The organism is Ruegeria sp. CH6, from assembly GCF_056537005.1.
The window spans coordinates 449,979-472,463 of sequence record NZ_JBQFQS010000001.1 but is presented as its reverse complement, the minus strand read 5'-3'; the positions used below and the strand labels follow the sequence as shown (position 1 = coordinate 472,463).

At 58.2% G+C, this 22,485-nt stretch carries 20 protein-coding genes; 9 read left to right on the top strand and 11 right to left on the bottom strand.

The window, feature by feature from the left end:
* Positions 1-50: 50 nt before the first annotated feature.
* Positions 51-1,043: a Hint domain-containing protein gene (locus ACR0CW_RS02440; RefSeq protein ID WP_480786700.1), complete on the bottom strand. Its 993-nt coding sequence runs from the start codon at positions 1,041-1,043 to the stop codon at positions 51-53.
* Positions 1,044-1,339: 296 nt separating this feature from the next.
* Between ACR0CW_RS02440 and ACR0CW_RS02435 the strand changes: the two genes are divergently transcribed.
* The 9 genes from ACR0CW_RS02435 to ACR0CW_RS02395 all read left to right on the top strand — a co-directional run bounded on the left by ACR0CW_RS02435 (position 1,340) and on the right by ACR0CW_RS02395 (position 10,162).
* Entirely contained in the window at positions 1,340-1,945 is a 606-nt protein-coding gene (locus tag ACR0CW_RS02435) for a methyltransferase family protein (protein WP_480786699.1), read from the top strand.
* A gap of 148 nt (positions 1,946-2,093) precedes the next feature.
* Positions 2,094-3,080, top strand: coding sequence for a cobaltochelatase subunit CobS (gene cobS / locus ACR0CW_RS02430; protein WP_155147392.1), 987 nt, complete (start codon positions 2,094-2,096; stop codon positions 3,078-3,080).
* The gene (locus tag ACR0CW_RS02425; protein ID WP_480786698.1) at positions 3,080-3,577 is read left to right on the top strand and encodes a hypothetical protein; all 498 of its coding nucleotides are present in this window, start codon (positions 3,080-3,082) and stop codon (positions 3,575-3,577) included. Before cobS ends, ACR0CW_RS02425 begins: the two co-directional genes overlap by 1 nt.
* Positions 3,570-5,447 (top strand): cobaltochelatase subunit CobT, encoded by a 1,878-nt coding sequence (cobT, locus tag ACR0CW_RS02420; protein WP_155147388.1) that lies wholly within the window; start codon positions 3,570-3,572, stop codon positions 5,445-5,447. The genes ACR0CW_RS02425 and cobT overlap by 8 nt, the downstream gene beginning before the upstream one ends.
* A 246-nt stretch (positions 5,448-5,693) precedes the next feature.
* Entirely contained in the window at positions 5,694-6,911 is a 1,218-nt protein-coding gene (locus tag ACR0CW_RS02415) for an alpha/beta hydrolase (RefSeq protein WP_480786697.1), read from the top strand.
* A 71-nt stretch (positions 6,912-6,982) separates the two neighbouring features.
* On the top strand, positions 6,983-8,773 hold the full coding sequence (locus ACR0CW_RS02410; RefSeq protein ID WP_480786696.1) for an aminopeptidase P family protein: 1,791 nt from the start codon (positions 6,983-6,985) through the stop codon (positions 8,771-8,773).
* A 63-nt stretch (positions 8,774-8,836) separates the two neighbouring features.
* On the top strand, positions 8,837-9,181 hold the full coding sequence (locus tag ACR0CW_RS02405; protein WP_155147382.1) for a DUF427 domain-containing protein: 345 nt from the start codon (positions 8,837-8,839) through the stop codon (positions 9,179-9,181).
* 55 nt (positions 9,182-9,236) lie between these two features.
* Positions 9,237-9,668, top strand: coding sequence for a hypothetical protein (locus ACR0CW_RS02400; protein ID WP_480786695.1), 432 nt, complete (start codon positions 9,237-9,239; stop codon positions 9,666-9,668).
* Positions 9,669-9,706: 38 nt separating this feature from the next.
* Positions 9,707-10,162: a macro domain-containing protein gene (locus ACR0CW_RS02395; protein WP_480786694.1), complete on the top strand. Its 456-nt coding sequence runs from the start codon at positions 9,707-9,709 to the stop codon at positions 10,160-10,162.
* A gap of 38 nt (positions 10,163-10,200) precedes the next feature.
* Here ACR0CW_RS02395 and ACR0CW_RS02390 read toward each other — a convergent pair whose 3' ends face one another.
* The 10 genes from ACR0CW_RS02390 to murB all read right to left on the bottom strand — a co-directional run bounded on the left by ACR0CW_RS02390 (position 10,201) and on the right by murB (position 22,465).
* A complete protein-coding gene (locus ACR0CW_RS02390) occupies positions 10,201-11,886 on the bottom strand; it encodes a chloride channel protein (protein WP_480786693.1) in 1,686 nt (561 codons plus the stop codon).
* A gap of 89 nt (positions 11,887-11,975) precedes the next feature.
* Complete coding sequence (recN, locus tag ACR0CW_RS02385) at positions 11,976-13,625, bottom strand: DNA repair protein RecN (protein ID WP_480786692.1); 1,650 nt, start codon at positions 13,623-13,625, stop codon at positions 11,976-11,978.
* Between the two features lie 36 nt (positions 13,626-13,661).
* Complete coding sequence (locus tag ACR0CW_RS02380; protein WP_155147370.1) at positions 13,662-14,525, bottom strand: outer membrane protein assembly factor BamD; 864 nt, start codon at positions 14,523-14,525, stop codon at positions 13,662-13,664.
* A 125-nt stretch (positions 14,526-14,650) separates the two neighbouring features.
* A complete protein-coding gene (lpxC, locus tag ACR0CW_RS02375) occupies positions 14,651-15,571 on the bottom strand; it encodes a UDP-3-O-acyl-N-acetylglucosamine deacetylase (protein ID WP_155147368.1) in 921 nt (306 codons plus the stop codon).
* A gap of 212 nt (positions 15,572-15,783) precedes the next feature.
* On the bottom strand, positions 15,784-17,409 hold the full coding sequence (gene ftsZ, locus ACR0CW_RS02370) for a cell division protein FtsZ (protein ID WP_480786691.1): 1,626 nt from the start codon (positions 17,407-17,409) through the stop codon (positions 15,784-15,786).
* A 349-nt stretch (positions 17,410-17,758) separates the two neighbouring features.
* Positions 17,759-18,184: a hypothetical protein gene (locus ACR0CW_RS02365; RefSeq protein ID WP_480786690.1), complete on the bottom strand. Its 426-nt coding sequence runs from the start codon at positions 18,182-18,184 to the stop codon at positions 17,759-17,761.
* Positions 18,171-19,505 carry a cell division protein FtsA gene (gene ftsA / locus ACR0CW_RS02360; RefSeq protein WP_155147583.1) on the bottom strand — a complete coding sequence of 445 codons (1,335 nt, stop codon included), beginning with the start codon at positions 19,503-19,505 and terminating at the stop codon, positions 18,171-18,173. Before ftsA ends, ACR0CW_RS02365 begins: the two co-directional genes overlap by 14 nt.
* Positions 19,506-19,513: 8 nt before the next feature.
* The gene (locus ACR0CW_RS02355) at positions 19,514-20,521 is read right to left on the bottom strand and encodes a cell division protein FtsQ/DivIB (RefSeq protein WP_480786689.1); all 1,008 of its coding nucleotides are present in this window, start codon (positions 20,519-20,521) and stop codon (positions 19,514-19,516) included.
* Complete coding sequence (locus ACR0CW_RS02350; protein WP_480739285.1) at positions 20,509-21,426, bottom strand: D-alanine--D-alanine ligase; 918 nt, start codon at positions 21,424-21,426, stop codon at positions 20,509-20,511. The genes ACR0CW_RS02355 and ACR0CW_RS02350 overlap by 13 nt, the downstream gene beginning before the upstream one ends.
* 109 nt (positions 21,427-21,535) lie before the next feature.
* The gene (gene murB / locus ACR0CW_RS02345) at positions 21,536-22,465 is read right to left on the bottom strand and encodes a UDP-N-acetylmuramate dehydrogenase (RefSeq protein ID WP_480786688.1); all 930 of its coding nucleotides are present in this window, start codon (positions 22,463-22,465) and stop codon (positions 21,536-21,538) included.
* Between the last annotated feature and the right edge of the window lie 20 nt (positions 22,466-22,485).

The window sequence follows — 22,485 nt, the reverse complement described above, 5'->3', positions numbered from 1 at the left end:
GTCGCCCTAACCTCGGTTCTTTCCTGCTGAGCTATTAAGGAAATCGGATCTCAAACACAGTGTTCTGCCGCTGAAGTTTCTGAGACCAACACTCTGGCCTCATACGATCTGAGCGCCCGGCGCGCGAGAGACGGGAAACCCTGCTGCAGTCTGTCCAGCTTTGATCCGAATATCTCACCCAGTTCCTGCAGGCCCTCGGAGCTCATGGCAACAAGCGCCTCATCACCAAGATACAGGCTTTCAGACGGTGCGCCCTCGGCGAACAGTATTTCATGATCATCCAGCAAAACATGAACATATGTCACGCCGTCTTGCGGCTTAATCATGCGTATCCCAGGCAGCCCAACCAGATGACAAGCTGCGACCAGCGTTTCCGTTTCCCCAAACAACAGCTCGACAAGGGGACCATTCACCAGCATGCGATGCTGTGGTGATACGCGCAGGGTTCGGGACGGTAAATTTGGACCCAAAGCTCCTTTCGCGATCTCAACCGGGCACAATTTCGGGTTCTCTGCCAAACGCTCCGGGCCGAGATGGGCGGATTCCACCCATCGGATCGGTTGCGCCCCTCGATCCATCGTCAGCACGAGGTCGTCCGGTTCAAGCCGCTCGACAGGTACGGGGCCTATTGGTGTATCGATCAACGTTCCAGATGCGAAACAGACAACCTCGATCTGAATCGTGATTGTTTGAAATGCTTCACCTCCAATAAGATTGCCGCCTGGATTGAGCGCAACCCCTACGCCCCGAACAACAAAGGTATCGGTCACGATATCTCCGGGATCGAGACTATCGTAGTAAGCGGGATCCACTTCATAGGTCCATTCGCCCGTGAAGGGGTTAATCGAAGCTGTACCAAAATCCGGAGGATCCGATATTTCCCAGAATGTTCCGATTGGCGTCCAGTTTTGATTTGGAACACCGATGGTGCCGTCGAGATCTCCGGTCGCAGGCAGCGGGGGGTCGCCGGTTACCGTCCCCGTTGTATCACCTGATATCGTGAGGATCACCGCGTCAAACGGATCAATAGGCGTCGAAACCATGACCAATACCCAACATTACCAGCACCAAGTTTGGGTCGCCGGAAACAACAGCGTCAGGTCGAAGGCATATGTGCCACCACCCCATAACCCAAAAGATTAATCTATTTGAATTTATGATATAGATTTTTAGGCTATTTGACAAATTTGCGCGCATTGTCCGGCGCATACCCGACCGGTTTCAGGTCATCGCCGTAGTCGTCCTCAACTTGTTACAAAGCCTTGTTACGGCCTGTCACATGGGTCGCAGACAAGGCCCATATCCGAACTATACGTGACTGGTCCAAATGGAACGCGATATGGAACATCTGATTTCTCTGGTACATACGACTGCTCTTTTGGTTGCCTTTTGCTCGGCCGTTTTGCTGAGCGGATATCTAGCCCTAAATCTGCGTCTGCCTCGCCTTGGGCTTTGGCCCAGCGCCAGCGGATGGCGGCACCATACGGCCTTTGGTCTGTTCAGGCTGTTTTGCGGAGCGACCGTTGTATTCGCGCTAAGCGAGGTCTGGATGAACGGCTGGGGTCATTGGATACGCTATGTGATCGGAGTTCCGATCATGGTTCTTTCCTTTGGGATTACCCTGTGGGGCTATCGATTTCTGGGGCTCGACAACACCTATTGCGAAAGCGAAGGGCTGGTGACCGGCGGCATGTACGCCTATTCGCGCAATCCCCAATACGTAACCTCGGTCTTGGCCACGGTTGGTTTGGGGATCGCCAGCGGGTCGTGGGTTACCCTGGCGTTGGCGCTGATCCTTTTTGTGATCTATTTCCTGTTCGTGCTGAACGAAGAGCGTTGGTTGCTGCAGGGCTATGGCCGCGCGTTTCAGGATTACATGCGATCGACCCCACGATTTGTCGATGAGCGCAGTCTGGTTCGGGTACGCGAAGCCATTCTTGAATGACCAATATCGCATGACGATAAGGCCAGTTTGAAAGAAACACCCTGCTAGGCCAATGCCTGCGCCGCTTTCCCTTGCCCTTGTCCGCAATATGTTGCACCACACACGGGTTCATACCCGGTGAACGGGCCAAAGGATAAGGACAAGGCATATGGCTGACGGATCGATTGATATCAACGCAAAACCCACCGAAGAAATCTCGGTCCGTGAAGTGTTCGGTATTGATACCGACATGGCAATCAAAGGCTTTGCCGAGCGCAGCGACCGCGTGCCTGCAATTGACCCGACCTACAAGTTCGACCCTGAAACCACACTGGCGATTCTGGCGGGCTTTTCGCACAATCGCCGCGTGATGATTCAGGGCTATCACGGCACAGGTAAATCGACCCATATCGAACAGGTCGCTGCCCGCCTAAACTGGCCCGCCGTGCGCGTGAACCTCGACAGCCACATCAGCCGGATCGACCTGATCGGTAAAGATGCGATCAAGCTGCGCGACGGCAAGCAAGTCACCGAATTCCACGAAGGCATCCTGCCCTGGGCCCTGCGCAACCCAGTTGCCATCGTGTTCGACGAATACGACGCGGGCCGCGCGGACGTGATGTTCGTGATCCAGCGCGTGCTGGAGCATGACGGCAAGCTGACCCTTCTGGACCAGAACGAGATCATCACGCCGAACCCGAACTTCCGCCTGTTCGCCACCGCGAACACCGTTGGTCTGGGCGACACAACTGGCCTGTACCACGGCACGCAGCAGATCAACCAGGCGCAGATGGACCGCTGGTCGCTGGTTTCGACCCTGAACTACCTGAGCCATGATGCGGAAACGATGATCGTTCTGTCGAAGGCGCCGCTTTATAACACCGCCGAGGGCCGCAAGACCGTTAGCCAGATGGTTACCGTTGCCGACCTGACCCGGACCGCCTTCATGAACGGTGACCTGAGCACCGTTATGAGCCCGCGGACCGTGATCAACTGGGCCCAGAACGCCGAGATTTTCCGCGATGTAGGCTATGCCTTCCGCCTGTCCTTCCTGAACAAGTGTGATGAGCTGGAGCGTCAGACCGTGGCCGAGTTCTATCAGCGCTGCTTTGACGAAGAATTGCCGGAAAGCGCGGCGAGTGTCAGCTTGGGATAATGTCGGAAGGTACCTTGGCATCTTCCAGTACCACGTCTTTTTTAATCAACTCACGAGTTCTCTCTGAGTTGGTTGAAGACGGTCTCCTGATCGACATTCGCGTTACGGGTACGACCAAACTGGAATGGAACCGGGTTCTAGAGTTTCTACACACATCAGATCTGACAGACAGAACCAACCAAACGATCGAAGACCAGGAACACCTCGATGTCTCCCGTGTTTTCGAGGATGCTAGCGAAGAAAGCCTTATAAACCTAAGCCTCAAACTTCATGGACCGATAATTCTGACCTGCAATTTCTACTGTGAAGATGAAATCGAGTTTAGTATTGATCCAAGGCAACTCTCGCTGCCGACTGATATCGACAGGGTTCTCAATTTGATGAGACAATTGGGAAACTTACTTAACAAACCAGTTGGCCTTGCTCCTGAGGGCAAGTCTGACACGAACTTGATCTTGTACCAACCTGCTCTGGGGGAGTTTCTTTGCGATGAGTAAACCAAACGACAACCCCGCCGATCCGTTCAAAAAAGCGCTGGCCGAAGCCACCAAGGTCATGGCTGACGATCCTGAGCTGTCGGTAAGCTATACGGTCGACCCGTCGGGCCTGTCGGGTGAATCGATGCGTCTGCCTCAGGTCAGCCGCCGGATGACCCGTGAAGAGGTATTGCTGGCGCGCGGTACGGCGGATGCTCTGGCGTTGCAGCGCAGATACCATGATGACGCGACCCATAACCGCTATGCGCCTCCGGGTGATATGGCGCGGGATCTCTATGAAGCGATGGAGACCGCTCGGTGCGAGGCGATGGGTGCCCGGGATATGCCCGGCACCGCGTCCAACATTGACGTCAAGATCGGGCATGAAGCGTTGCGGCGCGGGTATGACCAGTGCAAGCAGCCTGCCGAGGCGCCTTTGTCCGTTGCTGCGGGCTATCTGATCCGACATCTGGCGACTGGGCGCGACCTGCCCCCTGCGGCTGAGAATGTCATGAACCTGTGGCGTGGTTTCATCGAGGAACAGGCCGGTGGCGTGCTGGAGAACCTTGACGAGGTGCTCTCGGATCAGGCCGAATTCGCCAAATTCGCCCGCCAGATGATCAAGGATCTGGGATACGGCGATCAGCTGGGCGACGACCCGGATGAGCTGGATGAGGATCAGGAGGATCAGGCCGAGGACGACGCCGAAGAACAACCCGATCCAGACAGCACCGGTCAGGACGATCAGGACGAACAGGAAGCCGACGCCTCTCCTGAGCAGACTCAGGAAGAGCAGCAGGATCAATCTCAGGCACAGGTCTCGATGGACGAGATGGCCGAGGATGAGATGGGCGAAGAGGCTGAGATGCCCGAGGGTGAGGCCCCGCTGGAGCCACCTGCCCCGCCGCCAGCATCCGAGGCTGATCCGGACTACAAAGTCTATCTGAGCACCTACGATGAGGAAATTGCCGCTGAAGATCTGGCCGAACCGGCAGAGTTGGAGCGGTTGCGGGCCTATCTGGACCAGCAGCTTGAGCCGCTAAAGGGTGCGGTAAGCCGTTTGGCCAACAAACTGCAGCGCCGGTTGCAGGCGCAACAGAACCGCAGCTGGGAGTTCGACCGCGAGGAAGGCATTCTGGACGCAGGCCGTCTGGCACGTGTCGTGGCGAACCCGACCACGCCGCTAAGCTTCAAGGTCGAAAAAGACACCGAGTTCCGCGATACCGTGGTGACGCTTCTGCTGGATAACTCGGGCTCGATGCGGGGACGCCCGATCTCAATCGCCGCCATCTGTGCCGATGTTCTGGCCCGGACGCTGGAGCGGTGCAATGTGAAGGTCGAGATTCTGGGCTTTACCACGCGGGCGTGGAAAGGCGGTCAGGCGCGTGAGGCCTGGCTGAACGATGGACGCCCACAGCAGCCCGGTCGTCTGAATGACCTGCGCCACATCATCTACAAAGGTGCGGACGCCCCTTGGCGTCGTGCGCGACCCAATCTGGGTCTGATGATGAAAGAAGGCCTGCTGAAGGAAAACATCGACGGCGAAGCCCTGGAATGGGCCCATCGCCGGATGCTAGCGCGGCGCGAGCAGCGCAAGATTCTGATGGTAATCTCAGACGGTGCGCCGGTTGATGATTCAACTCTGAGCGTTAACCCTGCGAATTATCTGGAAAAACACCTACGTGACGTGATTGCGATGGTTGAAAAACGCAAGATGGTCGAACTGCTTGCGATTGGTATCGGTCACGACGTGACCCGCTATTACGATCGTGCGGTCACGATCACCGATGTCGAGCAACTGGCGGGTGCGATGACCGAGCAGCTGGCGGCTCTGTTCGACAGCGACCCGCGGGCGCGAGCTCGGGTTATGGGAATGAAGCGGGCCAGCTAGATCCGTTGACGCCGCCCTGCCGGGCGGGATAGCATCCCAAGTAACCAGCCCCAGATTGACGATCCGTTTGTCGGAGCATTTCGGGGCTGGGTATTATTGTGTCTGTGGCGAACGGCCTTGTGGTGCAATAACGCGATATCGAAGGGTGGCATCATCTGAAGCTCCTGTTTGTTGCCTCTAATTTGGCAACGGCGCTGCCCTCTCGCTTGAAGACAATCCTGAGAAACCCCCGAGAAACCTTTGGGAATGCCATTGAACCTTGTGGCCCCAATCGAAACGGAGTGTATTCAGCCCATGCGCTATGAGTTTGCAGATTGTATTCTGGACGTTGACCGCCACGTGCTGTTGCGCGGGGGCGAAACCGTTCCGGTTGAACCTCAGGTCTTTGATCTGCTGGAGTTGCTGGTTGAAAGCCCCGGCAAGCTGGTTGCACGCGAAGAGATCATCGAGCGGGTCTGGCATGGTCGCTTTGTCTCGGAATCGACCATAAGCGCCCGCATCGCTGCGGCGCGCAAGGCGGTGGGCGATGATGGCAAGACGCAGCGGATCATCCGGACGATCGTGCGTCGTGGCCTGCAGATGGCGGCTGAAGTCAGCCGCGATTCAGAACCTGCACAACACAGCGAACATAAGACACAGCAGCTGAAATACACCCGAGGTCACGATGGTCAGGCAATTGCCTTTGCCGTGTCTGGAGAGGGCCCTCCGGTTCTGAGGGTTGGATCTATCGTCTATGATCTTGAGGCAGAATGGCGACTGGCCTCCGAGCGCGCCTACATTAGTGTGATGGACGCAAAGTTCACGATGTTGCGTTACAACAAAAGCCACCAGTCCCATTGGGGCGATCCATGCCGGGCCAATTACGAGGGGGTGGCAGAGGATATTCTGGCCGTGACGCAGGCCGCAGGCTTTGATCGCTTTGCCATTGCTTCGGAGTTCGGCGGCATCTTCTCAGCCCTGCAGTTCGCCACGAAGTATCCGGAACGCGTCAGCAGGCTGGCAATAGTTGGTGGCTGGGCCGAGGGGCGTGATCACCGCGAAGGCGTCGCTGGGCCGGATTCGATCCGTAACCTGATCATCGAGGGCTGGAAAAACCCCGGCAGCGGATATGCCGTGGGATCACTGCTGAGCTATTTCCCAGAAGGGCCTTTGGAAACCGTTCGTGAAATTGTGGGCGAGATGCAGGCGCTCTATTCTGTCGAGCAGAAACTATATCAGCGTGACAGCGGCAACACGGCCTCGGTTCTGCATCTGTTGCCACAGGTGCAATGCCCTACTCTGGTCCTGCATGGGCGCAACAGTGCGGTACATCCCCTGTCCGAGGCGCGAAAGCTGGCGGCAGGCATTCCCGATGCATCCTTGGTCATTCTGGAAACCGCAAATCACATCCCCCTGCCCGGCAATGACGTCTACGACACCTATATCGAGACGTTGCAAGGCTTTCTGAACGCCGAAGATGAGTGACGGGCCGAGGTGCTGGACATTTGCCGTCGCAGGCCTCAGGTTCGCCGCATCGAGACAAGAATGAGGCCAGCATGTTCCAGTCCTTCGAAGTTACCGCACGCCCGGAACAGGGGCCGCCACGTCTGGCTGCCCTACGCGAAGAACTGGCGCGTGAGGGTCTGGACGGGTTCCTGATTCCCCGTGCGGATGCGCATCAGGGGGAATATGTGGCCCCCCGGGATGAACGGCTGGCCTGGCTGACTGGTTTTACAGGTTCTGCCGGGTTTTGTGCAGCGCTTACACATGTCGCCGGGGTTTTCATCGACGGGCGCTATCGCACTCAAGTCAAGGCGCAAGTAGCCAGCGACTATACGCCCGTGCCATGGCCTGATGTCAGTCTGAGCGCATGGCTGAAAGAACAATTGCCGCAAGGTGGCAAGGTTGGATTTGATCCGTGGCTGCATTCTGCCGGGCAGATTTCTGGCGCGCAGAAAGAGCTGAATGGCACCGGCGTCGAACTGGTCCGCTGTGACAATCTGGTGGACCGGGTGTGGGAAGATCAGCCTGCCCCGCCGATGAACCCGGTCAAGGCGCACCCGATCGAATTCGCCGGAGAAAGCGCTGACAGCAAGATCAGCAGGCTTGCCGCAGCCTTGAAAGAGGACGGGCATTCCGCGGCGGTCATTACGCTGCCTGATTCAATCATGTGGCTGCTGAACATCCGGGGCTCGGATATCCCGCGTAATCCGGTGGCACATGGGTTTGCGATCCTGCATGAGGATGGCCAGGTTGATCTGTTCATGGCCGCGCAGAAACTGGCTGAGCTGGGGGAACATTTCGGCCCCGAAGTGAAGCAACACGAGCCGGGCGAGTTTCTGGATGCCGTCGGCAATCTGGCAGGCAAGGTTCAAGTAGACCTCGGCACCTTACCTCAAATCGTTGCGGACGCACTGGGTGAGCGGATGGTCGATGGTGGCGATCCCTGCGCCCCGCCCAAAGCCTGCAAGAACAAGGCCGAAATTGCCGGCAGTGCCGAAGCGCATCTGCGGGATGCGGCTGCCGTGATCGAGCTGCTGTGCTGGCTGGACAAGCAAGCGCCCGGAACCCTGACCGAGACACAGGTGGTCACCCGGCTGGAAGTAAGCCGCCGCAGAGACAATGCGCTTCAGGACATCTCATTCGAAACGATCGCCGGCACAGGGCCAAACGGGGCGATCATGCATTACCGTGTGACCGAAGAGACCGACAGCCGGCTGGAGAGCGGACATCTACTGGTGCTGGACAGCGGCGGTCAGTATCTGGACGGCACCACCGACATCACCCGAACCATCGCGATCGGCGATGTAGGAGATGAGGAAAAGACCTGCTTCACACGCGTCGTCAAGGGCATGATCGCAATGTCTATGCTGCGCTGGCCTGTTGGTCTGGCGGGCCGGGATATAGAATGTGTCGCGCGACTGCCGCTGTGGCTGGCCGGACAGGATTTCAACCACGGTGTTGGCCACGGTGTCGGAGCCTATCTGAGCGTACATGAAGGACCACAGCGCCTGTCCCGGGTCAGTCACGTTCCGCTGGAACCCGGCATGATCCTGTCGAATGAACCCGGATATTATCGCGAAGGCGCATTTGGCATCCGTATCGAAAACCTTGTAGTGGTCGAAGAGGCGCCGGCCCTGCCAGGTGGCGATGATGAGCGTGCGATGCTGAACTGGCGCACATTGACCTATGTGCCGATAGACCGGCGACTGATCGTGGTGGACATGCTGACACGTGAAGAACGGTCTTGGCTGAACGCCTACCATCAGGTCGTTGCAGAAAAAATCAGGCCAAGGCTGGGCGATGACGCGCAACTGTGGTTGGATGCCGCAACCGCGCCGGTCTGACACCGGGCTGTTACATAGAAAGGGCAAAGGAGAGGCCCTGATACGACGAAGGAAGGAGCAGGAATGACTGATCACATCACGATACGCAAAGCGCCGGGTAAATGGAGTGTACGCTCGGGCGGTGCAATTCTGGGCGAAACGACCAATGCGCTGGAGTTGCTTGAAGGCGATCTTGAACCCGTGATCTATTTCCCGCGCTCGGACATCGCGATGGCCTTTCTGGATCGTACCGACAAGGTGACCCACTGCCCGCACAAGGGCGATGCCGCGCACTTTTCCATCGTGAACAAGTCGTCCGTGACTGAAAACGCCGTCTGGAGCTATGAAGATCCGATCCCGGCGGTTGGTGAAATCAAGGATCATTTGGCCTTTTATGCCGGAGATTCGGTAAAGGTCGAACAGCTGTAGTCTTTATGCACAGTCATAAGGCGGTTTCGCGTCCTATCCGCTTGACGGAGAAACTATGACTGAGTTGACCTTTCTTCACCTCAACGAAACCTGGAACGCTGAACCAAACGCACCCTGCCCCAGAATCCATGCCTCGGGTGCGCTGGTTTCGGTGACATTCTTTTTGAACCCTTTTGCCTATTCAGCCGCTGAAGGCGAGGAAGCAGAGCTTGTTTTCGAGGGCTGTAGCCGTTGGCGCGTCGACCCAACAAACGATGAAGCTTGGTATTCAGGGCGCGGTCGGTATTCAGGAGCAGCCCCTCAATGGGGCGAGTTTTTTGAAATAGAGGGCCATGACCTATCTGAAGACGACCTTGAGTGGAATATCACCAACGAGGACCCCGAGGCCCAAAGGCATTTCATATTCTATTTTCGGGATGAAGCCTTCGAATGCTATGCTCAAGACTGGTCCTTGAAGCGAGCCGGGTCAGAACAACACACCAGTTAGCACAATCATCGCGTTTCGGCTTCAGTAGGGAGATTGTGATGCAGACAGTCAAAGGTGATTTGATCCAACTCGCGCTGGATGGCGAGTTCGACGTCATAATCCATGGCTGTAACTGCTTTCACACGATGGGTGCGGGGATTGCCAAGCCAATTGCGCAGAAATTTCCCGAGGCCTTGGAGGCGGACAAAACGACCCCTTATGGCGAGAGGGCAAAGCTGGGCACGATATCGACAGCTCAGATCCAGAGGGCAGATACCCGGTTCACCATTGTGAACGCCTATACCCAGTTCAATTGGAAAGGGCGCGGACTGAAGGCCGATTACGATGCAATCGAAAACTGTTTTCGCCTAGTGGCACAGAGTTATGCAGACGCGCGGATCGGATATCCATTGATCGGAGCGGGGCTTGCAGGCGGTGACTGGTCGGTCATTGCACCGAGGATCGAAGACGCGCTTGCGGGGCTTGATCACACTCTGGTGGTGTTCTCAGCCTAGAGGTCCGCGAGGGACCTCGCTCATGTTCATCAGTTTTCTTAGGAATGCTCTTCCGCTGCGGTCGCGGCCAATGCGCGATTGTAAGCTTTGAGTGCGTCCACGTGATAGAGTGCGCCTACGGGGTCTTCGGCACCGTCTTCGTCAACGATCACAACCGGGATGCAGGGGATGTCATCGCGGTCGAAATAGGGCATCGCTGCTTCGAGTGTCGCGCTGGCCTGCACGCAGAGACCCTGATCGATCAGTTCCTGCGCCTCTTCCTTGCTGATTGAGCGTGCATCACCCAATGGGCGCATCACGGCACCGGCACGCATCATCGCCAGAAGATAGGCTTGCGGACCGGCCGCAAGGTGGACATTGCGGCGTTCAAGCTGTGTCAGGAAGAAGGACCGGTCCACAAGGCGCGAGGCCAGTGCTGTGGACATCGAAACCGATACCATCACGGCCAGACCAATCTGCCAGTCCCCTGTCAGTTCGAAGACGATCAGCGTGGTCGAGATTGGCGCCCCCAATACTGCCGCGGCAACTGCACCCATGCCAGCGAAGGCATATAGCGTATGGGTGCCAGAGACATCCGGCAGCAACCCGGTGGCAATCAAACCAAAGGCCAGGCCCGTCAATGCACCGATCATCAGCGAGGGTGAGAAGACGCCACCGCCCATGCGCCCGCCCATTGTGATCGCGACGGCCACGGTTTTTATGACTGCAAACAGGATAGCCGTCGTCAGCACAAGATCACCGGTCAGCGCGCGAATCGTGGTCTCATACCCCACGCCAATAATGTGCGGGAACCAGACAGCAAGAACGCCGAGCATTGCACCGGACACCGCCGGGCGAAGCCATCGCGGCAGGGACAGGCGGTTTTGCACATGCGTTCCGATATCTTCGGCAAAGAAGATCGAGCGCATCAGCAGCAAGGATACCAAACCGCAGATCAGGCCGAGGATCAGGAAGGCAGGCAGTTCGACGTAGAATTGCAGCGATCCCGGCGTTTCTAGTGTGAATTCAGTGACGTCACCATATTCGAGACGGTTGATGACCGTGCCTGCTACCGATGCGATCACGATCGGGGCAAATGCATGTACTGCAAAGTGGCGCAGCACCACCTCAAGCGCGAAAAGCGCGCCGGCAATGGGTGCGTTGAAGCTTGCCGAAACGGCAGCGGCGACCGCACATCCCAACAGGTCACGACCGGTGATGCCGTCTGCGTGGATCCGATTGCTGACCCAGGTGGAGATGACCCCTGCCATATGGACCACCGGCCCTTCCCGGCCCGTCGATCCACCCGAGCTGAGCGTGATGAGCGAGGCGAAGAAGGAGGCGATCCCCGCCTTGGTCTCAACCCTGCCATCGGTGACGGCAGCGCCTTCGATCACATCCGCGACCGATCTTACGCGCCCGTCATCGGTAAACCGGTGCAGGATGTTTCCGACAATCAGACCGCCGATTACCGGCGTAATGAAGATCAGGAACCAAGGCAGCTTTTCGGCATGGCTGTGCAGAAGCAGGATATCTTCGGTCTGATAGACATAGGCCTGCAACGAGCGAATGGCTTTGCGGAAGCCGAGCGCCATGAACCCGGCAGCGATCCCAATGGCCAGAGCGATGAACCAGAACTGTATCTGACTGGGGCCACGCCGCCGCATGACCCGCCAAGCGTCCTTGATCGCGGCCAGAGCCTGATTGAGCTGGTTGCGCAGAACGGTGCGGGTCGACTGGGTCATTGGCCCTCTGGGAATACCTTATGACCCTTAGTAAGCTACGGAGCACGCATATAAAAGACGGTTAACGACAGTCTGCGAACCAGGAAACGTCAGGCTTGCAATAATGCACGGGCTGCAGCGCGGGCCTCATCCGTGATGGTGTCCCCGGCAACCATGCGGGCGATCTCATCCACGCGATCCGGGTCGGCCAGAGGAATCACCGTTGAAAGGGTCTGGCCGTCAGTAACCTGTTTTTGCACCCGCCAGTGGTGCGCGGCACGGGCGGCTACCTGCGGCGAATGCGTAACCACAAGCACCTGACCACCCTGAGCCAGTGATGCGAGGCGCCGCCCAACCGCATCCGCAGTCGCGCCGCCAACACCACGGTCAATCTCGTCAAAGATCATGGTTCGGGCGCTGTCGTCACCGCTGAGGCATACTTTCAACGCCAGCAGGAAGCGGCTGAGCTCACCCCCTGATGCGATCTTGTTCAACGGACCTGAGGGGGCGCCGGGATTGGTGGCAACGGTGAATGCAACTGCGTCACACCCCTCGGGGCCGGGCTCTGCCGGGGTGATTTCGGTCTGAAACACTGCGCGTTCCATTTTCAGCGGCGCCAGTTCTGCCATTACAGCCGCGTCCAGCTGACCTGCAGCCGCCCGACGCGCATTGCTGAGACCTGCAGCGGCCGCGTCATAAGCAACCTGAGCCGCTTCGACTGCAGCCCGCTTGTCCACCAGATCGGCGTCACCCGCCTCAAGCCGGTTCAGCCGGTCACGCAGGGTGTCCGCAAATGTCCCCAGTTCATCCGGGGCAACATCATGCTTGCGCGCCAATGCGCGGATCGCGAACAAACGTTCTTCGGCGGCCTCAAGCTCGGTTGGATTGAAATCCAGTGCCTGCAGGCAGGCATTTACGCCTTCCTGTGCCTCGCCCAGCTCGATCATCGCACGCCCAAGAGCCGCGATGGGATCTTCCAACTGGCCACCGGCACTATCGGATACGCCTTCCAGCCAACGTATCGCATCAGACATTGCCCCCTCGGCCCCATCACCGCCCAAGAGGCCAAAGGCTCGGGCAACGTCATCGCGAATACGTTCGGCCCCCTGCATCATGCGGCGGCGCGCATCAAGATCAGCGTCCTCACCCGGTTGCGGATCGAGCTGGTCGAGCTCTGCAACAGCGTGACGCAGGAATTCTTCTTCGCTACGCACGGCCTCAAGCGCGGCTTCGGTTTCAGCTAGCGCCTTTCGGGTGCGTGACATCTGAGACCATGCAGCGCGAACAGCAGCAAGGTGATCCCCCGCCCCGGCATAATCGTCCAGCATCGCGCGGTGACCACGCGGATTGAGCAACCCGCGGTCGTCATGCTGGCCATGCAGCTCGATCAGCGTTTCTGACAAAGCGCGCAGTACCTCGCCCGAGCATCGACGGTCATTGACCCATGCGGTCTTGCGCCCTTCGGCTGTGTTCACACGGCGCAGGATCAATTCCTCACCACCGGGCAAACCGGCCTCGGCCAAAATCTCATGTGCAGGATGATCTTTGGAGAGTTCGAACTCTGCCACGACCTCTCCCTGAGCAGCACCTTGCCGGACAAGTTCGGCTCGACCGCGCCAGCCCAGCACAAAGCCCAGCGAATCCAGAAGAATGGACTTGCCCGCGCCGGTTTCGCCGGTCAGTGCGTTCAGACCCGGCTGAAACGAGAGTTCCAGCCGGTCAATGATCAGCATGTCGCGGATATCAAGGGCGCGAAGCATCGGGTCTTTAGCGTCCCAAGCCTTTAGCCATAGCGACTACAACCACTCACCCTTGACCGTCTGGCGATAGATCTGGCTGAGCCAGTTGTTGCCACGGCTCTTGAGATCCAGACCACGAGAGGTCAGCAGTTTGTAGCCAGCATCGTACCATTCGGAAGACTGGTAGTTGTAACCCAGAATCGCACCTGCCGACTGTGCTTCATCCACCAGGCCAAGGGACAGATAAGCCTCGATCAGTCGATAAAGTGCCTCAGCCGTATGCGAGGTGGTCTGGAAATCCTCGACCACGACGCGGAATCGGTTGATTGCGGCGGTATAATGATCCTGACGCAGATAGTAGCGCCCGATCTCCATTTCCTTGCCCGCCAGATGGTCGAAGGCCAGATCGAATTTCAGGACCGCCGAAGTGGCGTATTCGCTGTCGGGGTAGACTTCGATAACGGTACGCAGCGACTGTAGTGCCTGGAAGGTCAGGCCCTGATCGCGACCAACCTCGTCGATCTGGTCATAATAACTGAGCGCCAGCAGGTACTGGGCGTATGCAGCATCTTCGTCGGTAGGATAGAAATCGATGTAGCGTTGTGCTGATGCACGGCTCTCTTCGTAGTTCTTGTCCGAATGGAACGAGAACGCCTGCATGATCAGCGAGCGCTTGGCCCAATCCGAGTACGGATACAGACGCTCTACTTCGGAGAAATACCACGCGGCATCGTCCGGGCGACTTTGCGCCAATTCGTATTCGCCGCGGGTGTAAATCTGTTCGGGTGTATACCCTTCAAGATTCTGCGTGCGATCTGCGCCTTTATTGCCAAACAGCCCGCCTGCATTGCCGCATGCTGTCAAAGTAGCCGCCAGAAGAATCGCACTCGCAAGCCTGACTGCCGCTTTGCTGCCAACCATACCGCCCATCCTAGTCGTCTTGTCTCTTTGGGTAACCCCGGATTGGGCTTCGGTCTAGCACATAAAATTCCGGTGCAAAACGCCTTATCCGCGCTCTGGCATAATTGTCGCCAGAGTTGATCAGATCACGCTACTTCGGGGATTTCGCCCATAACAAGGCCTTGCCCGGGCAAACGGGCAGCCTGTTCCGGTGTGCAAAGAACCGGACGAACCGCGCCAGGCGTTTCGAACAGCTTACGCAGCAGCGTATTTGTCATCGAATGCCCGGATTTTTCACCGACGAAATGGCCGAGAATCGGTCCGCCCGCCAGATAGAGATCACCCAGCGCATCGAGCATCTTGTGGCGCACCGCCTCATCCGCGTGGCGGAAGCCACCGGGGGTCAGTACTTCGTCACCCTGCACAACGACAGCGTTATCCAGCGTACCACCCAGAGCCAGGCCGTTGTCACGCATTGCTTCGACATCGGTGCGACGGCAGAAGGTCCGGCAATCGGACAATTCGCGTGCGAAAGCGCCGTTGCGCATATCCAGCGTCTTGGTCTGGCTTCCAATCGCGTCATCTTCGAATTCGATGTGGAATTCGATCTCAAGCCCATCGGCAGGGCGGATCGACGCACGCGCACCTTCACGCTCGACCGTAATCGGCTTGAGCACTTCGTAGGCCAGAACCGGGCTGGCCTGACGGCGGACGCCTTTCGACATGATGCCGCGCACAAACTCGATCGACGACCCGTCCATGATCGGAACTTCGGGTCCGTCGATTTCGATCAGCGCGTTGTGCACGCCGCAACCGGCCAGCGCGGCCATGATATGCTCGATTGTTGAAACAGACACACCGGCATCGTTCACGAGGCGGGTGCAGAGCGGGGTCCGCTCAACCACGTCATAAATCGCAGGGATCAGCGCATTGCCCAGTTCGATATCCGTCCGCTTGAACCAGATTCCATGCCCGGCGGCTGCCGGTTTCAGGACCATGGTCGCAGGCTTGCCGCTGTGCAGCCCGATGCCTTTGAACGTGACCGAAGATTTGAGCGTATGTTGCAAAATGAACCTCAGCGAGTGGTGTCCAGCCTGTACGACTGTGTTGGACCCTCAGTTAAGGAAGCGCGGATCAAGGCTCAACTCACTCTTTGTAACTGAATGAAACAGTTCTGCAACAGATCGGCAAAACCCTGCTTACCCCCCCTTACAAGCCTGTAAACAAACAAAAAAGAGCCGCCAAACGGCGGCCCTTTGTTAAGATTTTGTTACCGCGATCAGTTGGCCTGACGACGCAGGAAAGCCGGAATTTCGATACGTTCCTGCTCGGGATCGGCTTCGTCATGCGCAGGTGCCGTAGCGTCAGCCTGGCGCATCACGGGCTGCTGACGCACTGGCTGGGCCGGTGTATCAGCGGCATGACCTGTCATGCGATCGATCAGACGATTGAACCCGAAACGGGGGCGATCATGGCTTTCAGCCTCTGGCTGACGCGGCACGGCATCAGCCACTGGCTGTTGCGCAACCCGCGGGCGATGCCCGTTTGATGGGGCGTTCTGAACCGCTGCCTGCAGACGCTGCAGAGCCTCTGGCGAAGGTGTACCAGGCGCCGGTGCGCGAGGGGCAACATAGCTTTCCGGTTCCGGCTCTACTGCCTCAGGCTGCGGTTCGAATTCAGCTACGCGCGGTTGATAGGCCGGCGGTGGAAGCCCGTCGTCATCCTGCTGCTGAGCAGCTGGAGGCTCGAATTGCGATGTGGTCGGCGCTGGCTCTTCGCTCGCTTCAAACAAGGAAGGCTCACGGTTTACTTCGGGCTGCCGGACCGGATCGGCAACTTCAATGGTTACCTCGTCCTGTACCGGCTCTTCGGCAGAAACGGTACGGGTCAGCGGTGCAGACATCGAGCGGCGCGCGACCGGAACTTCGGCCTGCGTTTCGCTTGCGTCGATACCGGTTGCAACAACCGAAACCCGCATCTTACCTTCCATCTCGGTGTCGAGCGTCGAACCAACGATGATGTTTGCCTCGGGGTCCACTTCCTCGCGGATGCGGTTTGCGGCTTCGTCCAGCTCAAACAGGGTCAGGTCATGCGACCCGGTGATGTTGATCAGCACGCCTTTGGCACCCTTGAGGCTGATCTCGTCCAGCAGCGGGTTGGCAATCGCCTTTTCCGCGGCCTGGATGGCGCGATCTTCGCCCTCGCCTTCACCGGTTCCCATCATGGCCTTACCCATCTCGTCCATCACCGCGCGAACGTCCGCGAAGTCGAGGTTGATCAGACCCGGGCGGACCATCAGGTCGGTTACACCTTTGACACCCTGATGCAGAACGTCGTCCGCCATCGAGAAGGCCTCGGTGAAGGTGGTCTTTTCGTTGGCAAGACGGAACAGGTTCTGGTTGGGGATGATGATCAGCGTATCAACAACCTTTTGCAGCGCCTCAACGCCGTCTTCGGCCTGACGCATGCGCTTTGCGCCCTCGAACTGGAACGGCTTGGTTACGACACCAACGGTCAGAACCCCCAACTCGCGCGCTGCCTGCGCGATGATCGGCGCGGCGCCGGTCCCGGTGCCACCGCCCATGCCGGCAGTGATGAAGCACATATGTGCGCCCGCCAGGTGATCCACGATCTGTTCGATGCTTTCTTCGGCAGCGCTTGCACCCACCGAAGGACGTGCGCCTGCACCCAGACCTTCGGTAACTTTCACGCCCAGCTGCACCCGCGCTGACGAACGGCTTTGCTGCAGTGCCTGTGCGTCTGTGTTGGCGACCACAAAATCGACGCCGTCCAACTGTTTTTCAATCATGTTATTGACGGCGTTTCCGCCCGCGCCGCCAACGCCAAATACTGTAATCCGAGGCTTCAGTTCGTCGTGCCCGGGCATCGAAAGATTCAATGTCATGCTCTGTCCGCCTGTATTTATGTTCCCGCCAAAGCGGTGTTTTTCTTACCTATCCGCCTTTGATTCTACCTTTCGAATCCACAAAGGTCACGCCAAAAATCGCGCGATCCCACAAAATATGGAAGAAATAAGGCCTGATCCGGCGTCATTTTGCTGTGATGCGCAAATGTTGCGGTTTTGCAACCGGACAACACAAAGCAACCGACCGGCGCAGACTGCAAAACCACAGACATGCGACGCTTCGGAGCATCCTATCGTATTGCGGAAAACTGCTCAGTCCTGCCGCCAGGCCTCTGACGGGCCCTGTGGATATCTTGAGGGATAAAATTCGATACCGCAACCCGAATCTTTAGCTGATTGGGGTACTTGGACAGTTCACATCATCCTCGGTGATGCTGCGCACCTCCTGCGTTTCGCTGTTCAGGAACGTGGCCAATCGAACCAGCAGGCGATCTTCGTGCAGGAACGGCCACCAGCAAACCGGGATGCCGTCGGGATCATCATCGTACAGAAAACAGATCTGACCATTCGGGGTGGTGATCTGACCATAGACACATCCCCGCCCCTCCATTCGCCAGACCGAAGTTGATCGGTTCAGAAACTGTTCGGTCCCCACAAGGAAACCGCTGCGAACCTCATAGAACTTGATGGTTTTACCCACGACCGCATCCAGAAACTCGTCCGGTGTTATAACGGTCTGCGCCGACGCATGAGCGGGCAGCAGGGCTGCCAGCAACCCCGCGATGGCCCGACGGATGACCCTACCAGTTGTCACGGAACCAGCGCACGGCGCGCTTGAACGGGCGTGCCGCGTAGGTGTCGACCGGGATCTCGAAATCCCACCATTCATCCTGCGGATGCGCTGCAAACAGGCTGAGACCCACGGCAGACGAAAAACCTGGACCCGTTGCAGACTGAGGAAGCCCATGAACCCGTAGTGGGCGACCAAGGCGAACGCGCTGCCCCAGAATACGGCTGGCCAGACCGTCCAAACCCATAATCTGGCTGCCGCCACCGGTCAGTACGATCTGCTGGCTGGGCATATGTTCGAATCCCGCAGCATCGAGGCGAACACGCACTTCTTCTAGGATTTCCTCGACACGTGGACGCATGATGCCGATCAGCTCGGCACGACTTACTGTGCGGCGATCGTGCTCCCAATCACCGGTGTCACCACCGATATCAATCAGATCGCGGTCATCCGCGCCCGTGGCATGAACCCCGCCATTAAAGGTTTTGATCCGCTCGGCCACCGATGCAGGAACGCCCAGACCCATCGAGATATCCGATGTGACGTGATCACCGCCCATGCGCACGCAATCGGCGTAGATCATGTGTTTCTTCATGAAGATCGACACGCTGGTCGTGCCGCCGCCCATGTCGATACAAGCTGCGCCCAGTTCCTGCTCATCCTCGACCAGCGCCGAGACACCCGAGACATAGGCCGAGTTGGCGATACCCGCGAGCTCCAGATCGCAGCGTTTGATGCAGCGCACGATGTTCTGGATCGCCACGGCGTCAACCGTGAGCATATGCATGTCCACCGCCAGCGACTGGCCCAGCTGTCCGCGCGGATCAATCAGACCCGAACGGTTGTCGAGCGCGAAATTCACCGGTTGCGCGTGCAGCACCTCGCGCCCTGCCCCATAGTCCGGCACGTCGCAGGCGTTCAGCACCCGGCCGATCTCGGCCTCGGTGACCAGCTGACCTTCGAGATCCACCTGCGCATCCAGACCGTAGGAACGCGGGTTGGCACCTGAGAAACAGGCAATGACGTGGTCAACACGAATGTCAGCCATCTTCTGTGCCGCTTGCAGAGCAGTCCGGATTGCGCGTTCGGTTTCCTGCATGGCGGTGACTTCGCCAAATTGCACTCCGCGCGATCGGGTGGTTGCCGCGCCGATGACACGGAACCCCGTCTGACCGGCCATTGAGCCGATCGAATTGTCCTCACTCAGCCGACCGGTCCCGTCGAAGCGCAGCACGAGACAGGCGATCTTGGAACTGCCCACATCAAGAATGGCAACGACCCCGCGTTGCATCGCCTGTCTGCGCATCTGCCGCATAGCCCGCTGGGACTGATAAAGATCGGTCATCATATTCGTTACTGCCCGTTACCCACTGTCACTTTTGTATTCCACCAGTCTTCGCTGGCGGCTTTGGTCATTCTGATCGTCGGTCGCTGTCCGAGGCGCATATCCACAACCGCCACATCGCGCTCCAGAAGGTCCTGTACCTCGTTCACAGCCAGCACCCGTTCGAGCGCACGCACCGGGCGTTCAACCGGCAGCATGATGCGCTGCCCCCGGTCCAGAACCAGATCCCAGCGCCGCTCGCCAATGCGGACGAGACCGCGCACGCGATCCCCAAGGCTGCGCGAAGTCGCGAGGATTTCCATCGCTTCAGAAACGTGCTGATCCGCTCCCTTCCCTGCGATCAGCGGAAGGCCCGCATGATCGGCCCGGGACGTGACCGGCTTTACATGCGCACCTGTTTCGTCCAGCAGCTCGACCCCATTGCGGGTACGCCAGACGATAACCGGCTGACGTTCGACAACATCAACCTGCAGAACACCGCCCGGACGAATACGAACCGTTGCCGATTTCACAGGATCGAGACCGGTGATCACATCGCGGATCTGCTCGACATCCAGATCCCAGGAACTGATCGGGAAATCCAGTGGCACGACCTCACGAATATCCTCGGACAGGCCCGTGCCTGCGCCATCTATGGCCATCAGATTGACCATGAATTCCGGACGTTCCTGAATTGAGGTACGAATATCCGCGATATAGGCGGTAACCGCCTCTCGCCGATCATTGGATGCAAAATACAGTCCCATAGCCGCGGCTATCGCGCAAAGTGGCAGGCCGACCTTCACACCAAGGCGAATGCCCGGCGTCAGCATCCACCGTTGAAAACGATAACTGAAACGCGATGGAGCCGGATCAGAGCGACCGGAGTTGCGACCGAACAGACCCGCACCGCGCAACCGTAGCTTCGGCGCGACAGCACTGTCCGGCTGAGGGGCGTCATTGAAATCTGCGTCCGGCCCTGCCAGCTGTTTGGATCTGTGGATCACGGGGGCCCGGGTGGCGGTCAGCGGTCGCATGAGGCGTCCTCCACCATCCAGGCGCAGAGCTGACCAAAGGTCATACCAAGATGCGCTGCTTGCTCTGGCACCAGAGACGTTGGCGTCATGCCGGGTTGCGTGTTGGTTTCCAGCAGGAACAGCCCATCCGCGCCCATGCTGTCATCCCAGCGATAGTCGGTACGGCTGACCCCCTTGCATCCCAAAGCGTTATGGGCGCGCAGGGCATAGTCCATGCAACGATCAAAAATGTCCTGCGGGATCTCGGCGGGCAATACATGCCACGAGCCGCCGGGCTTGTACTTGGCGTCGTAATCGTACCAACCGCCATCCGTCATGATTTCTGTCACGGTCAGCGCGCGGTCACCCATTACGGTTACGGTCAGTTCACGACCCGCAACGTATTTCTCGACCATCACCTGATCCGGCATATCCTCGGACAGCTGTGGAGGGCCATTCGACCCTTCGTGCACGATGTAGATACCGACGCTCGAGCCCTCGTTATTAGGCTTGGCCACATAGGGCGGCTCCATCACGTGAACTTCGATCACCTCAACCTTGGGGACAATCACGCTGGGCACAACGGGCAGACCTTCGGCCTCGTACACCTCTTTGCTGCGCTGCTTGTCCATGGCCAGAGCCGAGGCCAGAACACCTGAATGCGTGTAGGGGATACGCATCCACTCCAGCAGGCCTTGTACACAGCCATCTTCACCCCATCGGCCATGCAGGGCGTTGAAAACTACATCCGGTTTGATGTCCAAAAGGCGCGCATACAGGTCGGGACCTGCGTCCAGTTCGACCACTTCATAGCCTTCTCCCCTGAGGGCGGCTGCGCATTCGCGCCCGCTGCTGAGAGACACCTCGCGTTCCGCCGAGGGTCCACCCATCAATACCGCCACTTTGGGGTTTGTCCTGCTCGACATACCCAACGTGCGCCTCAATGTCCCTGGACCTTATGTGGTGGTCCATACTGCGTTTATGCCTTTGATCCGTCGCCTTAAATTGCCTGTTATTGGTCTGACGGCCAGGGCTTTATTCTTTCAGCGGTTCACCGACCCGCATGATTTCCCACTCTAGCGTGATGCCGCTTGTTTCGTAAACCTTTTTTCGCACCTCTTCACCCAGACCTTCGAGGTCGGCGGCGGTGGCTTCTCCGGTGTTGATCATGAAATTCGAGTGCTTCGGGCTCATCTGCGCCCCACCTTTGGTCGCACCACGCATCCCCGCATCATCGATTACCTTCCACGCCTTGAGGTCGTGGACGTCGTCGGCCCGGCCAGTAGATGAGAAACCGGCCGGATTTCGGAATGTCGAACCAGCGCTGCGATCTTTGGTCGGTTGCGTCTCGTCACGTTTTTGCAGCTGTGCTGTCATGCGCGCATGCAGTTCTTCCGCATCTCCCGACGGCCCTTCGAGCGTGGCAGAAACCAGAACGGCGCCTTCGGGCAGATCGGACTGACGATAGCGGAAGTTCAGATCTTCGGGGAAAAGATCCACAACCTCTCCCTTTCGGGTGACAATCGTGGCCTTGCGAAGAACGTCCGCTGTGTAGCTACCGTAACAGCCGGCATTCATCCGCACCGCACCGCCGATCGAGCCGGGTATGGTGCGCAGAAAGGTCAGGTCAACACCAGCATCCGCTGCCTTGCGCGCCACATGCGCATCCAATGCGGCGGCACCCGCCGTAACCGTATTGCCTTCGACCGAGATGCCGTTGAAGCCACGACCAAGACGGATCACTACAGCGCGCAACCCACCATCGCGAACAATGAGGTTCGAGCCGACGCCCATTGGAAAGATTGGAACGTCTGTCGGTAAATCGCGCAGGAATTTTTGTAGGCCTTCCAGATCGGCGGGCTGGAACAGGTAATCCGCCGGACCGCCGACCCGCAGCCATGTAAGGTCGTTAAGGTTTTTCTGTTTTGTCAGCTTGCCGCGAACGGTGAGTGTATCGATCGTCATTTTCACCTTCTACCCAAGGC

Excerpts from the sequence above, each read along its gene's own strand:
- ACR0CW_RS02440 (WP_480786700.1), bottom strand. The coding sequence starts at position 1,043 with ATGGTTTCGACGCCTATTGATCCGTTTGACGCGGTGATCCTCACGATA.
- ACR0CW_RS02435 (WP_480786699.1), top strand. The coding sequence starts at position 1,340 with ATGGAACATCTGATTTCTCTGGTACATACGACTGCTCTTTTGGTTGCC.
- cobS (WP_155147392.1), top strand. The coding sequence starts at position 2,094 with ATGGCTGACGGATCGATTGATATCAACGCAAAACCCACCGAAGAAATC.
- ACR0CW_RS02425 (WP_480786698.1), top strand. The coding sequence starts at position 3,080 with ATGTCGGAAGGTACCTTGGCATCTTCCAGTACCACGTCTTTTTTAATC.
- cobT (WP_155147388.1), top strand. The coding sequence starts at position 3,570 with ATGAGTAAACCAAACGACAACCCCGCCGATCCGTTCAAAAAAGCGCTG.
- ACR0CW_RS02415 (WP_480786697.1), top strand. The coding sequence starts at position 5,694 with ATGCCATTGAACCTTGTGGCCCCAATCGAAACGGAGTGTATTCAGCCC.
- ACR0CW_RS02410 (WP_480786696.1), top strand. The coding sequence starts at position 6,983 with ATGTTCCAGTCCTTCGAAGTTACCGCACGCCCGGAACAGGGGCCGCCA.
- ACR0CW_RS02405 (WP_155147382.1), top strand. The coding sequence starts at position 8,837 with ATGACTGATCACATCACGATACGCAAAGCGCCGGGTAAATGGAGTGTA.
- ACR0CW_RS02400 (WP_480786695.1), top strand. The coding sequence starts at position 9,237 with ATGACTGAGTTGACCTTTCTTCACCTCAACGAAACCTGGAACGCTGAA.
- ACR0CW_RS02395 (WP_480786694.1), top strand. The coding sequence starts at position 9,707 with ATGCAGACAGTCAAAGGTGATTTGATCCAACTCGCGCTGGATGGCGAG.
- ACR0CW_RS02390 (WP_480786693.1), bottom strand. The coding sequence starts at position 11,886 with ATGACCCAGTCGACCCGCACCGTTCTGCGCAACCAGCTCAATCAGGCT.
- recN (WP_480786692.1), bottom strand. The coding sequence starts at position 13,625 with ATGCTTCGCGCCCTTGATATCCGCGACATGCTGATCATTGACCGGCTG.
- ACR0CW_RS02380 (WP_155147370.1), bottom strand. The coding sequence starts at position 14,525 with ATGGTTGGCAGCAAAGCGGCAGTCAGGCTTGCGAGTGCGATTCTTCTG.
- ftsZ (WP_480786691.1), bottom strand. The coding sequence starts at position 17,409 with ATGACATTGAATCTTTCGATGCCCGGGCACGACGAACTGAAGCCTCGG.
- ftsA (WP_155147583.1), bottom strand. The coding sequence starts at position 19,505 with ATGACCGATCTTTATCAGTCCCAGCGGGCTATGCGGCAGATGCGCAGA.
- ACR0CW_RS02355 (WP_480786689.1), bottom strand. The coding sequence starts at position 20,521 with ATGCGACCGCTGACCGCCACCCGGGCCCCCGTGATCCACAGATCCAAA.
- ACR0CW_RS02350 (WP_480739285.1), bottom strand. The coding sequence starts at position 21,426 with ATGTCGAGCAGGACAAACCCCAAAGTGGCGGTATTGATGGGTGGACCC.
- murB (WP_480786688.1), bottom strand. The coding sequence starts at position 22,465 with ATGACGATCGATACACTCACCGTTCGCGGCAAGCTGACAAAACAGAAA.